The sequence below is a fragment of the Nocardioides sp. Z24_21 genome (assembly GCF_058134345.1).
In genome coordinates this window covers 344,433-357,505 of record NZ_JBYTTH010000005.1, presented here as the reverse complement: position 1 = coordinate 357,505, position 13,073 = coordinate 344,433, and the positions used below count along the sequence as shown (strand labels likewise).

General features: G+C 71.6%; 13 protein-coding genes. 4 read left to right on the top strand and 9 right to left on the bottom strand.

Going from position 1 to position 13,073, the window contains the following annotated elements; genetic code table 11:
• Positions 1 to 10: 10 nt before the first annotated feature.
• From AC3X7Z_RS17175 to AC3X7Z_RS17155, 5 genes are all read right to left on the bottom strand, one after another.
• On the bottom strand, positions 11 to 898 hold the full coding sequence (locus AC3X7Z_RS17175) for an SH3 domain-containing protein (protein ID WP_186341753.1): 888 nt from the start codon (positions 896 to 898) through the stop codon (positions 11 to 13).
• A gap of 275 nt (positions 899 to 1,173) precedes the next feature.
• Positions 1,174 to 2,313 carry a tRNA dihydrouridine synthase DusB gene (dusB, locus tag AC3X7Z_RS17170; protein ID WP_489976692.1) on the bottom strand — a complete coding sequence of 380 codons (1,140 nt, stop codon included), beginning with the start codon at positions 2,311 to 2,313 and terminating at the stop codon, positions 1,174 to 1,176.
• Between the two features lie 84 nt (positions 2,314 to 2,397).
• Positions 2,398 to 3,486, bottom strand: coding sequence for a hypothetical protein (locus AC3X7Z_RS17165; protein WP_489976691.1), 1,089 nt, complete (start codon positions 3,484 to 3,486; stop codon positions 2,398 to 2,400).
• Between the two features lie 66 nt (positions 3,487 to 3,552).
• Complete coding sequence (locus tag AC3X7Z_RS17160; protein WP_489976690.1) at positions 3,553 to 4,953, bottom strand: glycine--tRNA ligase; 1,401 nt, start codon at positions 4,951 to 4,953, stop codon at positions 3,553 to 3,555.
• Between the two features lie 64 nt (positions 4,954 to 5,017).
• On the bottom strand, positions 5,018 to 5,347 hold the full coding sequence (locus tag AC3X7Z_RS17155; protein WP_186341749.1) for an antibiotic biosynthesis monooxygenase family protein: 330 nt from the start codon (positions 5,345 to 5,347) through the stop codon (positions 5,018 to 5,020).
• 62 nt (positions 5,348 to 5,409) lie between these two features.
• On the opposite strand from AC3X7Z_RS17155, the gene AC3X7Z_RS17150 reads away from it, so the two are divergent.
• Genes AC3X7Z_RS17150 through AC3X7Z_RS17135 form a run of 4 tightly spaced genes read left to right on the top strand, consistent with a single transcriptional unit; the run spans position 5,410 to position 8,516 of the window.
• Entirely contained in the window at positions 5,410 to 6,339 is a 930-nt protein-coding gene (locus AC3X7Z_RS17150; RefSeq protein WP_489976689.1) for a metal ABC transporter substrate-binding protein, read from the top strand.
• The gene (locus AC3X7Z_RS17145; protein WP_489976688.1) at positions 6,330 to 7,118 is read left to right on the top strand and encodes a metal ABC transporter ATP-binding protein; all 789 of its coding nucleotides are present in this window, start codon (positions 6,330 to 6,332) and stop codon (positions 7,116 to 7,118) included. Before AC3X7Z_RS17150 ends, AC3X7Z_RS17145 begins: the two co-directional genes overlap by 10 nt.
• Positions 7,115 to 8,122, top strand: a complete 1,008-nt coding sequence (locus AC3X7Z_RS17140; protein WP_186341746.1) for a metal ABC transporter permease — start codon at positions 7,115 to 7,117, stop codon at positions 8,120 to 8,122. Before AC3X7Z_RS17145 ends, AC3X7Z_RS17140 begins: the two co-directional genes overlap by 4 nt.
• Positions 8,109 to 8,516 carry a Fur family transcriptional regulator gene (locus AC3X7Z_RS17135; protein WP_186341745.1) on the top strand — a complete coding sequence of 136 codons (408 nt, stop codon included), beginning with the start codon at positions 8,109 to 8,111 and terminating at the stop codon, positions 8,514 to 8,516. The genes AC3X7Z_RS17140 and AC3X7Z_RS17135 overlap by 14 nt, the downstream gene beginning before the upstream one ends.
• Here the strand turns inward: AC3X7Z_RS17135 and AC3X7Z_RS17130 are convergent.
• From AC3X7Z_RS17130 to leuA, 4 genes are all read right to left on the bottom strand, one after another.
• On the bottom strand, positions 8,513 to 9,286 hold the full coding sequence (locus AC3X7Z_RS17130; protein WP_489976715.1) for an isoprenyl transferase: 774 nt from the start codon (positions 9,284 to 9,286) through the stop codon (positions 8,513 to 8,515). The genes AC3X7Z_RS17135 and AC3X7Z_RS17130 overlap by 4 nt on opposite strands.
• Positions 9,287 to 9,595: 309 nt before the next feature.
• Positions 9,596 to 10,324: a DNA repair protein RecO gene (gene recO / locus AC3X7Z_RS17125; RefSeq protein ID WP_186341743.1), complete on the bottom strand. Its 729-nt coding sequence runs from the start codon at positions 10,322 to 10,324 to the stop codon at positions 9,596 to 9,598.
• 56 nt (positions 10,325 to 10,380) lie between these two features.
• Positions 10,381 to 11,247, bottom strand: a complete 867-nt coding sequence (locus AC3X7Z_RS17120) for an alpha/beta fold hydrolase (protein WP_186341742.1) — start codon at positions 11,245 to 11,247, stop codon at positions 10,381 to 10,383.
• A 25-nt stretch (positions 11,248 to 11,272) separates the two neighbouring features.
• Positions 11,273 to 13,039 (bottom strand): 2-isopropylmalate synthase, encoded by a 1,767-nt coding sequence (gene leuA / locus AC3X7Z_RS17115; protein ID WP_186341741.1) that lies wholly within the window; start codon positions 13,037 to 13,039, stop codon positions 11,273 to 11,275.
• Positions 13,040 to 13,073: the final 34 nt, after the last annotated feature.

The following is a 13,073-nucleotide window of genomic DNA, read 5'->3' as shown; positions in this document are numbered from 1 at the left end:
CCGGGATCCGTCAGTAGACCGTGACGTGCACGTGGTCGTAGTGGTTGGCGGTGACCGACCCGCGGTCGGACATCGCGCGCCACCCCTCGCCGGAGCGCTCCACCGACCAGATCTTCTGGGCGTAGATGATGTACTCGATCCCCAGCGCGCCGTAGTTGGCGCGCAGGAAGTCGGCGATCGCCCAGCCGGTGGCGCCGCTGACCATGATGTCGATCGCGCGGCCCTGGCCGTGCTCGCCGTCGCCGCGCCACGTGCCGTAGCTGGTGATCGAGGGCCAGTTGGCGCAGACCACCTCGTGGATCTCGTGGAGCGACGCGCGCCCGGCCTCGATCGAGGAGCCGTTGGCGCAGGATCCGCCCAGGCTCGGGCCGGAGGCGGCCCGCTTGGCCTCGACGACCTTCTCGGGCTTCGGCTTCTTCTGGCTGAGGTAGTCGGCGGTGACCCAGCGCGACTGACCGTCGACGACGATCTGGGCGCGACCGAGCTGCTGGCGACCGGTGATGGAGACCCGCTTCAGCGCCGCGACCAGGCCGAGCTTGTCCGCCTTGTCCGACGGGCCCTCCCAGAGGTTGAGCGGCGCGGTGGTCCACATCGTGTCGTCGAGCCTCTTGGCGAGCCGGCGGGCCTTGCGGTCCACGCTCATGTCCTCGCGGGCGGCAGCCTCGGCCCTGGCCGCGTGACGGATCTGCGAGCGGGACACGGGGGTCCCGCTGCGGCGGCTGAGCGCCGTGGCGCCCGCCGCCGAGGAGCCGGCCGCGGCGTTGTCGGCCTGGTCGGTGGTGGCCGACGACGTGCCGGAGGCCGCGAGCAGGCTGTCATCGGGGCTCGCCGGCGCTGCGGCGAGGACGCCCATGGTCACCGCGGACAACGTCGCCACCACGGCGAGCGGCGCGGACACCAGGACGGAACGGGGGACTCGGGACGGACGGGGGGAGATAGCAGGGGCTTCCCGCTTGTGGCGATGCTGAGCCACAGCGCTGATCCTTTGCACTTGCTGACGGGGGACGGTGCGCCGAACCACGAGGTGGAACCAGGGGAAGGACTCGTGCCCACGTCGACGCGGATCATCGAGTGAAGCACAGGATTCTCGGCCTGTCCCAATCTCCCCCAGTTAATTTCGGCGTGTTCCGACTCACCCCTACGGATGCGCGCGTACGCCGACCCCACCGGGGCTCAGCCGCCGGTGGCCTCGTCGGCGTCCTCGCGCAGCTGCGCCCCGCGCCCGTCGGTGTCGTCGAGCCACCCCTCGGGGAGCACGACCTTCTTGCGTGGCGCACCCTGGCGGCCCCGCGGCGTGCCCAGCTCGCGAGCAGGGAACGGCGCGTCATCGTCGAGGCCGTCGAGCAGCACGTCGAGCGAGACCAGCGAGTCGACCAGGGCCAGCTGGTGGCGCAGCTCGCCCCCGGCCGGGAAGCCCTTGAGGTACCAGGCGATGTGCTTGCGGAACTCCTTGCAGCCCCGCTCCTGGCCCATGTGCTCGGAGAGCAGCTCGGCGTGGCGGCGCATCATCGCCTTCACCTCGCCGAGCCTCGGCAGGGTCGCGACGGCCTCGCCGTGGAAGGCAGCGGCCAGGTCGCGGAAGAGCCAGGGTCGCCCGAGGCAGCCGCGGCCCACGACGACGCCCGCGGCGCCGGTCTGCTCGACCATCCGCAGCGCGTCTGCCGCCTCCCAGATGTCGCCGTTGCCCAGCACGGGGATGTCGACGTGGTCGACGAGCGCGGCGATGGCGTCCCAGTCGGCCTGGCCGGAGTAGGCCTGCTGGACCGTGCGCCCGTGCAGGGCGATGGCCGCGACGCCGGTCTCCTGGGCGATGCGCCCGGCGTCGAGGTAGGTCAGGTGGTCGTCGTCGAGGCCCTTGCGGGTCTTCATCGTCACCGGGACGTCGTACGGCGCCGCCGCGGCGACCGCGTGCTCGAGCACCTCGCCGAGCAGGCCGCGCTTCCACGGCAGCGCTCCCCCGCCACCCTTGCGGGTCACCTTGGGCACGGGGCAGCCGAAGTTGAGGTCGACGTGCGAGACCCCGAAGTCGGCGCAGAGGATCTCCACGGCCTTGCCGACGTAGACGGGGTCGGTGCCGTAGAGCTGCACCGAGCGGACCGACTCGAGGTCGTCGAAGACGAGCATCTTCCTCGTCGTCTCGTCACCCTCGACGAGACCCCGGCTGGTGATCATCTCGCAGACGTAGAGGCCCGCGCCCTGCTCGGCGCACAGGCGGCGGTAGGCGGCGTTGGTGATGCCGGCCATCGGCGCCAGCACGACCGGCGTCTCCACGCGCAGCGACCCCAGCGTGAGGGAGTCGGGCACGGCGGGCATGGGCCCATTCTCCGAGCGCGGGCCGTCCGGGCCCAAATCAGGCGGCTTCGGCCCCGGCCATGATCGCCACCCCTACTGCGAGGCTCACCACCACATGAAGGACTCGTGCGGGAACGAGATGTTGCCCCCGACGTCCGACGCGCGCTGGCACGACTGCGCGAGGTCGCAGCGCACGAGCACCGCACCACCGCGCGCGGGCAGCTGAAAGACGAAGCGCCGGTTGCCCTCCCACGCGGCCGTCTGCTCGTGCTCGGAGGTGATCGACCAGCTGTCCTCGGTGATCCTGCGCCCGAAGGCGATCGAGTCGAGCAGGGCACCGTCGCTCATCCGGCGCACGTCGAGGACGGCGGGGGTGTTGAACCCCGAGCCGGAGATCCGCAGCCCCACGGCGGTCTCGCCGTCAGGCGAGATCGCGAGCGGCGAGAACGGCGCGGCCCACGCGGGCTCGACGGGCGCCGAGATCGGGCTCGGGCCGTAGAGCCGCCCGGTCGTGCGCACGAACATCAGGTCGTCGCGCAGCGAGACCCAGGTGGCGTTCCGTGCGATCTCGGTGCGCGACGTGCGCGGCACCCAGTCCATGACCCGCAGGCGGTAGTGCTTGTCCTCCCCCCAGGTCGCGATGTGGCCGGCGTCGGCGTCGAAGGGGGTGAAGTAGCTGCTGCTGTAGCGGCCACCGAGGTAGTCCCCGGCCAGGGTCAGCACGCTGCTCGTGCCGCCGCCGCGGTCGTACGTCGTGGAGACGAGCATCTCGCCGTCGCGGGACAGCAGCCAGCCGATCGCCGCGTCACCTTGGCCGTAGGTCGTGGTGCGGGTGTGCCGCACCTCCTGCGGGGCCTTGCCCTTCCGGATCGCGACGACGCGGCCGAGGTAGCCCTTGCGCACGGCGACGAGCCAGCCCATGCGGCTCTCCCCCAGCAGCATCCGCTGCTCGCCGTTGGCGGGCGTGCGGATCGACAGCGTGTCGCCGCCCGCGGTGTGGATCACGCCGTCCTGCATGTGGTCGAGCCGGGCGTCGCTCCCGCGCGGGAGCCGCATGGGCGTGATCGTGCGGGTCGGCGGATCGTCCGCGCGGGCCGTCACGACCTGAGGCGGTGCCGAGGCCGCGGAGGCCACTGCGCCGGGCGCGAGCCCGACGAGCAGCGTGAGTGCGAGCAGTCGCGCGCGAGCTCCCATGACATCCCCCGATGCGTGCGTGTGGGTCATCGCCCACACTGCCACACCTCATGGGCGCGGGGACCCTCAGCAGCCGAGCAGTTTCTCCGCGAAGTAGCGGCTGATGCCGTCCAGGCTGACCCGCTCCTGCGCCATGGTGTCGCGCTCGCGGACGGTGACCGCGTCGTCGTCGAGGGTCTCGAAGTCGACGGTCACGCAGAACGGGGTGCCGATCTCGTCCTGGCGGCGGTAGCGCCGGCCGATGGCACCGGAGTCGTCGAACTCGACGTTCCAGTTCTGCCGCAGCTCGGCGGCGAGCGCCTTGGCCTTGGGCGAGAGGTCGGAGTTGCGGCTCAGCGGCAGCACCGCGACCTTCACCGGCGCCAGGCGCGGGTCGAGCTTGAGCACGACGCGCTTGTCGACGCCACCCTTGGTGTTGGGGGCCTCGTCCTCGGTGTAGGCGTCGATGAGGAACGCCATCAGCGACCGGGTCAGGCCGGCCGCGGGCTCGATGACGTAGGGCACGTAGCGCTCGTCGGCGGCCTGGTCGTAGTAGGACAGGTCCTTGCCGGAGAACTCGCTGTGCTGCTTGAGGTCGAAGTCGGTGCGGTTGGCGATGCCCTCGAGCTCCTCGAAGTCACGACCCGAGAACCCGAAGCGGTACTCGATGTCGGTCGTGCCCTTGGAGTAGTGGGACAGCTTCTCCTTCGGGTGCTCGTAGTGGCGCAGGTTGGCCGGGTCGATGCCGAGGTCGACGTACCAGCGGGTGCGCTCCTCGATCCAGTAGCGGAACCACTCCTCGTCCTCGCCGGGCTTGACGAAGAACTCCATCTCCATCTGCTCGAACTCGCGGGTGCGGAAGATGAAGTTGCCCGGCGTGATCTCGTTGCGGAAGCTCTTGCCCATCTGGGCGATGCCGAAGGGCGGCTTCTGGCGGCTCGAGGTCACCACATTGGCGAAGTTGAGGAAGATGCCCTGCGCGGTCTCGGGCCGCAGGTAGTGCAGGCCGGACTCGTCCTCGATGACGCCGAGGTAGGTCTTGAGCATCATGTTGAAGTTGCGCGGCTCGGTCCACGCGTTGCGGGTGCCGCAGTTGGGGCAGGCGACCGACTCGTTGATGTCGACGGTGTCGGGGTCGTCGACGCCCTTCTTGGCCGCGTGGTCCTCCTGCAGGTGGTCCTCGCGGAACCGCTTGTGGCAGGACTGGCACTCCACCAGGGGGTCGCTGAACGTGCTCAGGTGGCCGGAGGCCTCCCAGGTGCGCGTGGGCAGGATGACGCTGGAGTCGAGGCCGACGACGTCGTCGCGGCGGGTGACCATGAACTTCCACCACTGGCGCTTGATGTTCTCCTTGAGCTCCACGCCGAGCGGGCCGTAGTCCCAGGCCGACTTGGTGCCGCCGTAGATCTCACCGCACGGGTAGACGAAACCTCGGCGCTTGGCGAGGGAGACGACGTTGTCCAGGGCGGTCGGGGCGGGCTTGGCCACGGTGGGTTTCCTCGGGGTGGGAGCAGGTCGGGCCGGCTGGCTGCCGGCTCGCGCGAACGAGCGCTCAGCCTATCGAGCGCGGCTGCGCCTCGTTGAGGTCGGTCCCCTCCTCGACCACCTCGTACGCGCTGGGCTCGTCGACCGCGTGCACCATCAGCGGCTGGATGTGCATCTTGCCCTCGTAGGAGCCGAGTGCCCGCCGGTAGGAGCCGACGTTCTCCCAGCGGGTGGTGAGCACCCACAGCGCCGGGTCGTCGACGTTGCGGCCCACCTCGCCGCCGATCCACCCGGGCTTCGCGGCGAGGATGTCGCGGGCGCGGAGCAGACCGCTGCGCAGCTCGGCCTCGGCGGCGGGGTCGGGACGTGGGACGCGGAGGCGGGTGACGACGAGCACGCCACCAGCCTAGAGGTGCACGGTTTTGACAACGGTTCTCAACCGGCGTGAGAATCGTTCTCATGTCGCCTCGGCCCCTCGCCCTCGTCGCCACCCTCGCCTCCACCGCCCTGCTCGCCGCCTGCGGCGGGTCGGGCGACACGAGCGGGAGCGACGGGAGCAGGCACTCCGCCGTCGCCGCGTTCTACCCCCTGGAGTGGGTGACCGAAGAGGTGGCCGGCGACGACTGGGACGTCACCAACCTCACCGCGCCGGGCTCGGAGCCGCACGACCTCTCCCTCGACATCCGGCAGACCGCGGCCGTCGCCGAGGCCGACCTCGTCGTGCTCGAGCACGACTTCCAGCCCGTCGTCGACGCCACCGTCGAGGCCAACGCCGGCGATGCCGCGGTGCTCGACGCCGCCGAGGTGCTCGAGCTCATGCCGACCTCCGACCACGACCACGCGCACGACGAGGCCGGCCACGACCACGGCGAGCTCGACCCGCACTTCTGGCTCGACCCGCTCCTGATGGCCGACCTCGGCGACGCCGTGGCCGAGCAGCTCGCCGAGATCGACCCCGACCGGGCGGCGACCTACCGGGACAACGCGGCGGCCCTGCGCGAGGAGCTGGAGGCCCTCGACCAGCAGTACGCCGACGGCCTGGCCGAGTGCGCGCGCACCACCACCGTCGTCAGCCACGAGGCGTTCTCCTACCTCTCCCGCTACGGCCTGCAGTTCGAGGCGATCGCCGGCCTCTCCCCCGACGCCGAGCCGACCCCCGCCGACCTGGCCCGGCTGCAGGAGCTGATCCGGGAGGACGGCATCACCACGGTGTTCTCCGAGCGGCTCGCCAGCAGCAAGATGGCCGACGCCCTCGCCGGCGACCTCGGGCTCGCGACCGCTGTGCTCGACCCGATCGAAGGGCTCTCCGACGACACGGCCGACGACGACTACCTTTCCCTCATGGGCGACAACCTCGAGGCACTCCGCAAGGCCAACGGATGCCGGTGAGCGCAGGGGCCCCTCCGGTCGCGGTCCGCGGCGGGTCGGTCGCCATCGGCGGCCGCCCGATCCTGCGCGGGATCGAGCTCACCGTCGAGCCCGGTGAGTTCGTGGCGCTGATGGGCGCCAACGGCTCCGGCAAGTCGACGCTCGTACGCGCGATCACCGGCCTGCTGCCGCTGACCGGCGGCGCCGTCGACCTCTTCGGCACGCCGTTCGACGACTTCCGCGACTGGCACCGCGTCGGCTACGTGCCGCAGCGGCCGTCCGCCGCGAGCGGGGTGCCCGCGACCGTGTGGGAGGTCGTCGCGTCCGGGCGCATCACCCGCCGCCGGCTCTTCCGCCCCATGTCGCGCCAGGACCGGCAGGCCGTCACCGACGCGATCGACGTCGTCGGCCTCGCCGACCGCGCCGGCGTCGGCGTCTCGCAGCTCAGCGGCGGGCAGCAGCAGCGCGTCCTCATCGCCCGCGCGCTCGCCGGGCAGCCCGACCTCCTGGTGCTGGACGAGCCGACCGCGGGGGTCGACCTGGAGAACCAGCGCGCCCTGGCCGACGCGCTCGCCACCTTCAAGGACCGGGGAGCCACGATCGTGCTGGTCGCCCACGAGCTCGGCCCGATGGCGCCGCTCATCGACCGCGCCGTGGTGATGCGCGACGGGCGCATCGCCTACGACGGCCCCGCCCTCGACGAGGAGGACGCACACGGCCACCACCACCCGGTGGACGGCACCCACGACCACGTCCCCCACGTGGGCTCACCGCTCGACGGGCTGGGCGGCGGACGATGAGCGAGTTCCTCGACCTGTTCTCGTTGCCCTTCATGCAGCGCGCGCTGCTCGCCGCGCTGCTCACGGGCCTGGCCGCACCCGCCATCGGCACGTTCCTCGTCCAGCGGCGCCTCGCCCTCCTCGGTGACGGCATCGGCCACGTGGCCGTGACCGGCGTGGCCATCGGCCTGCTGACCAACACCTCGCCGACCTGGACGGCCGTGCTGGTCGCCGTTCTCGGCGCGGTGCTCATCGAGTTCATCCGCGAGCGCGGCCACACCAACGGCGACGTCGCCCTGGCGCTGCTCTTCTACGGCGGCCTGGCGGGCGGCGTGCTGATCACCGGGCTCGCCGGTCAGGGCGCGGCACGGCTCCAGGAGTTCCTCTTCGGCTCGTTGACCAGCATCACCGCCGGCGACGTGTGGTTCACCCTCGGCCTGACCGTGGTGCTGCTCGGGGCGACCCTGGGCCTGCTCCCCCAGCTCTTCGCCGTCGCGAGCGACCCCGACTTCGCCCGGGTCGCGGGACTGAGGGTGCGCTTCTACAACCTGCTCGTCGCCGTGCTGGCCGCGGTGACGGTCACCGTCGCGATGCGCACGGTCGGCCTGCTCCTGGTCTCGGCACTCATGGTGGTGCCGGTCGCCACCGCCCAGCAGCTCGCCCGCTCCTTCCGCACGACCATCGCCGGGGCGATGGTGGTCGGCGTCCTGGCCGCGCTCGGCGGACTGCTGCTGAGCGCCGCCCTGTCGTTCCGCGCGACGGTGGCCCCGGGGCCCACCATCGTGCTGCTGGCCCTCGTGATGTTCGCCTCGACGTGGCCGATCGGCGTGTGGCTGCGACGCCGGCGGCGGCTCCACTCGCCGTTCCCCAGCGTGACGGTCGCAGACCACACCGTCACCGACGAGCACCCGCACGAGCACGGCACGGACTGCGGCCACCCCGCGGTGCCGCACGACGACCACGTCGACTACGTGCACGACGGCCACCGCCACGCCGCCCACGGAGAGCACTATGACGAGCACTGACCCGAGCCCGCGGCCCTCGGTGCGGCCCACCCGCCAGCGTCGCGCGGTGGCGGCCGCGCTGGCCGGGTTCGACGACTTCCGCAGCGCGCAGGAGATCCACGACCTGATCTCACGACAGGGCGACTCGGTGGGGCTGGCGACCGTCTATCGCACCCTGGCCGCGCTGGCGGACACCGGCGAGGTCGACATGCTGCGCAACGAGGACGGCGAGGCGATCTGGCGCAGGTGCTCCGACACGCACCACCACCACCTCGTCTGCCGCGCCTGCGGCGCGACCGTGGAGGTCGAGGGCCCGGCCGTGGAACGCTGGACCAACGCGATCGCGACCGAGCACGGGTTCGCCGACATCAGCCACACGCTGGAGATCTTCGGGACCTGCCCGGCCTGCCGCTAGCCCTGCTGCTCGTTGGGCAGGGCGCCGCCGTAGCGCCGGTCCCGGCTGGCGTAGGTCTCGATGGCCGACCACAGGTGGCGCCGGTCGACGTCGGGCCACAGCACGTTGGTGAAGACCATCTCGCTGTAGGCCGCCTGCCAGAGCATGAAGTTGGACAGCCGCTGCTCCCCCGACGTGCGCCAGACGAGGTCGGCGTCGGGCAGCTCGGGGACGTAGAGGTGACGAGCGAAGGTCCTCTCGTCGATCTTGTCGGGATTCAGCCGTCCAGCGGCGACCTCGCGGCCGATCGAGCGGGCGGCGTCGGCGAGCTCGGCCCGGCCGCCGTAGTTGACGCACATCGTCAGGGTCAGGACGTCGTTGTCCTTGGTCATCTCCTCGGCGACCTGGAGCTCCCTGATCACCGACTTCCACAGCCGCGGCGCGCGGCCCGCCCACCGCACGCGTACGCCGAGCTCGTGCATCTCGTCGCGGCGGCGTCTGATCACGTCGCGGTTGAACCCCATCAGGAAGCGCACCTCGTCGGGCGAGCGCGACCAGTTCTCGGTGGAGAACGCGTAGGCGGAGATCGCCCTCACTCCGATCTCGATGGCTCCCTCGACGACGTCGAAGAGCGTGCTCTCGCCCTCCTCGTGCCCCTTGGTGCGCGGGAGCCCGCGCTGCTTGGCCCACCGGCCGTTGCCGTCCATGATGATCGCGACGTGCTCGGGCACCAGGTCGCGCGGCACCGGCGGCGGCGTCGCCCCACTCAGATGCGGTGTCGGCGGCCTCACCTCTCGCTTCACGGTGGAGAGCCTAGAACGGCGGCCCGTCCGAGCGCCGAGCCGGCCGGGCTGGACCCTGAGTCGCCCAGAGACTCAACGCGCATCCCGGGCGTGTCGCGGGCCGCCCCTGCCGCACGCTGGACTCTGAGTCGCCCAGAGACTCAACGCGCATCCCGGGCGTGTCGCAGAGTCGGGCAGCCGGCACTGGGCCTTGAGTCGCTGGGAGACTCAAGGGCCAGCGCCACGCGGGCGTCATGAGATCTCGCGGTTCGCACCGCGGATTCCCCTGACGTCAGCCCAGGCGAGTCGATCGGCCGGTCAGCGCTCGACATAGGCCATCGAGCGCAGGCCGCGCTCGAGGTGCCAGGCGAGGTAGGCCGAGACGAGGTTGCTCGCCTCGCGCAGGTGGCGCGGGTCGGCGGCGTGGACGACCGGCCAGTCGCCGACGAGGAGGGCGCCCAGCACCAGCACCGTCTCGGCGGCGGGGGTGGCCGAGCCCGGCAGCCGGTCGGAGGCGCACAGCACGCCACCGGCGGAGGGGTTGAAGAAGCGGTGCGGGCCCTCGACGCCGCACTGGACGCAGTGGTCGAACGACGGCGCGTAGCCGGCGACCGACAGCGAGCGCAGGAGGTAGGAGTCGAGCACCTGCTTGGCAGGGTGCTCGCCGCCGGCCATCGCGCGCAGGCCACCCACGAGCAGCAGGAACTGCTGCACCGCCGGCTCCTTCTCCTCCGTGACCAGCCGCTCGGCGGTCTCGAGCATCACGGTGCCGGCGGTGTAGCGGTCGTAGTCGAGCCCGAGCCGGGCATGGAACGGGTCGAGGGTCTCGGCCTGGGTGATCACGTCGAGGCTGCGGCCCTCGGCGAGCTGGAGGTCGACGTGGGTGAACGGCTCGAGGCGCGAGCCCCAGCGCGACGTCGTACGCCGCACGCCCTTGGCGACCGCGCGCACGCGCCCGTGCTGACGCGTCAGCAGGGTGATGATGCGGTCGGCCTCGCCCAGCTTGTGGGTGCGGAGCACGACCGCCTCGTCGCGGTAGAGGGGCACCCGTCCATTGTCCCCCACCGGCTGCGTCCGGAGCCTGCCGGACGCCGCGCGGCGCGTCAGCGTGTCCGGGAACCGGAGTCGCTCGTGGCCGGCTGGTCGCTCCAGCAGTCCAGGGCGAAGTCGGTCGCGGCGGCGGTGAGCCGCTCGGGGCGCAGGCGCCACTCGAGGATGGAGGACGCCCGCTCCAGGCGTGCGTGGGGCAGCTCGGCGGCCAGCATGTCGGCGTCGACGAAGGGGTGGATCGGGTCGACCGGGTGGCCGATGAGGAGCACCGGGGCCTGGATCCGGCGGCGCTGGCTCGACGACGGGGCGATGCGACCGAAGATGACCCCGTGGAGCACCGAGGCGACGGCATCGGCGCGGTGGTCGAGGGTGTCGAGCCCGATCCCCGCCCAGAACGGGACGATGCCACGAGGCACCGACCGCGCCAGCCGCTGCACCGTGTTGGCGGTGACCGGGAGGTAGCGCGCGGCCAGCATGATGGGGACGAACGCGAGGACGCCGGCCACCAGCGCGTTGTTGAGCACCGGCATCTCCACGAGCAGCCCCCGCACCCGCTCGGGCGCGATGACCGCCACCTCGAGCGAGACGTTGGCGCCCAGCGACGTGCCGCCGATGACCGCCTGGTCGGCGCCGAGGTGGTCGAGCAGCTCCACCACCTGCTCGCCGAAGGACGTCATCGAGTAGACGAGCGGGTCGGCCGGCTGGTCCGAGCGGCCGTGGCCCAGCAGGTCGAGCGTCACCACGTGCAGCCCCCGCACGGCCATCGCCCGGGCCAGCGGCTGCTGCATCCGCCGCGGCATGAGCAGCCCGTGCAGCAGCACCACCCAGTCGTCGCCCGAGCCGTACTCGGTGTACTCCAGTCGGTCGCGCCCGCCGTCGGACTCGACGAAGAACTGGCCGACCCGCTCGCTGACCACCATGGCGCGAATCTAGCGCCGCCGGCGCTCAGGCGCGGTTGATCGCGCTGATGACGGCCTTGAGCGAGGCGGTGACGATGTTGGCGTCGAGCCCCACGCCCCAGAGCACCTTGTCGCCGACCGCGCACTCGACGTACGCCGCGGCGGTGGCGTCGCCACCGGCCGACAGGGCGTGCTCGGCGTAGTCGAGGACGCGTACGTCGCCGCGGCCGACGTAGGCCGGGTTGCCGGCCGCCTGCTCGGCCTCGACGAGCTCGTTGAGCGCGTTGGTGAAGGCGTTGATGGGCCCGTTGCCGGAGCCCGTGAGCTCGCGCCGCTCGCCGTCGACGTAGACGTGGACGGTGAGCTGGTCCTTCTCCCCCGCAGCGCTGGAGGTGTGGACCGAGTCGAGCTTGAGCGGCGCCTCGCGGTCGAGGTACTCGCTGCGGAAGGCGGCCCAGATCGCGGCCGGGGCGACCTCTCCGCCCTCGGCGTCGGTGCGCTGCTGGATGACCCGGCTGAACTCGATCTGCGCGCGACGCGGCAGGTCGAGCTTGTGCTCGTGCTTGAGGATGTAGGCCACGCCGCCCTTGCCCGACTGGCTGTTGACCCGGATGACCGCCTCGTAGGTGCGGCCGACGTCCTTGGGGTCGATGGGCAGGTAGGGCACCGCCCACTCGTGGTCGTCGACCGGGACGCCGGCGCGCTGGGCGTCGGCCTCCAGCGCCTCGAACCCCTTCTTGATCGCGTCCTGGTGGGAGCCGGAGAACGCGGTGTAGACGAGGTCGCCCCCGTAGGGGTGGCGCTCGTGGACCGGCAGCTGGTTGCAGTACTCCACCGTGCGTCGGATGCCGTCGATGTCGGAGAAGTCGATCTCGGGGTCGATGCCCTGGGTCAGCAGGTTGAGCCCCAGCGTGACCAGGCAGACGTTGCCGGTGCGCTCGCCGTTGCCGAACAGGCACCCCTCGATCCGGTCGGCGCCGGCCAGGTAGCCGAGCTCGGCCGCCGCGACCGCGGTGCCGCGGTCGTTGTGCGGGTGGAGGGACAGGACGACGTGCTCGCGGTGGTGCAGGTGGCGGCTCATCCACTCGATGGAGTCGGCGTAGACGTTGGGCGTGGCCATCTCGACGGTCGCGGGCAGGTTGATGATCACCGGTCGCTCGGCGGTGGGCTCGAACACGTCGAGGACGGCGTTGCAGACGCGGACCGCGAACTCGAGCTCGGTGCCGGTGTAGGACTCGGGCGAGTACTCGTAGAAGACCTCGGTGCCGGGGACGAGCTCCTCGTACTTCTTGCAGATCTCCGCACCGCGCACCGCGATGTCCTGGATGCCGTCCTCGTCGAGGCCGAAGACCACCCGGCGCTGCAGGGTGGAGGTCGAGTTGTAGAGGTGGACGATCGCCTGCTTGGCGCCGCGCAGCGACTCGTACGTGCGCTCGATGAGCTCCTCGCGGGCCTGGGTGAGCACCTGGATGACGACGTCGTCGGGGATCAGGTCCTCCTCGATGAGCATCCGCACGAAGTCGAAGTCGGTCTGCGACGCGGCCGGGAAGCCGACCTCGATCTCCTTGTAGCCCATCTGGACCAGGAGCTCGAACATCTCCCGCTTGCGCGCCGGGCTCATCGGGTCGATGAGCGCCTGGTTGCCGTCACGCAGGTCGACCGCGCACCAGCGCGGCGCCTGGGTCATCCGCTTGGTGGGCCAGGTGCGGTCGGCCAGGTCGACCGGGATGAAGGGGAGGTAGCGCTGGGGCTTCATGCCGCTGGGGCGCTGGGGGTTCCGCTCGTGGGGCGGGGTGCTGCTCAGGGTGGTCATGAGTTCCTCGGTCTGCTCGAAGGGGCGACCGGCA

Bases quoted from the DNA above. Each gene is read 5' to 3' on its own strand.
- AC3X7Z_RS17140 (WP_186341746.1), top strand. From the start codon at position 7,115: ATGAGCGAGTTCCTCGACCTGTTCTCGTTGCCCTTCATGCAGCGCGCG.
- leuA (WP_186341741.1), bottom strand. From the start codon at position 13,039: ATGACCACCCTGAGCAGCACCCCGCCCCACGAGCGGAACCCCCAGCGC.
- AC3X7Z_RS17165 (WP_489976691.1), bottom strand. From the start codon at position 3,486: ATGGGAGCTCGCGCGCGACTGCTCGCACTCACGCTGCTCGTCGGGCTC.
- AC3X7Z_RS17120 (WP_186341742.1), bottom strand. From the start codon at position 11,247: ATGGTGGTCAGCGAGCGGGTCGGCCAGTTCTTCGTCGAGTCCGACGGC.
- dusB (WP_489976692.1), bottom strand. From the start codon at position 2,313: ATGCCCGCCGTGCCCGACTCCCTCACGCTGGGGTCGCTGCGCGTGGAG.
- AC3X7Z_RS17150 (WP_489976689.1), top strand. From the start codon at position 5,410: ATGTCGCCTCGGCCCCTCGCCCTCGTCGCCACCCTCGCCTCCACCGCC.
- AC3X7Z_RS17135 (WP_186341745.1), top strand. From the start codon at position 8,109: ATGACGAGCACTGACCCGAGCCCGCGGCCCTCGGTGCGGCCCACCCGC.
- AC3X7Z_RS17145 (WP_489976688.1), top strand. From the start codon at position 6,330: ATGCCGGTGAGCGCAGGGGCCCCTCCGGTCGCGGTCCGCGGCGGGTCG.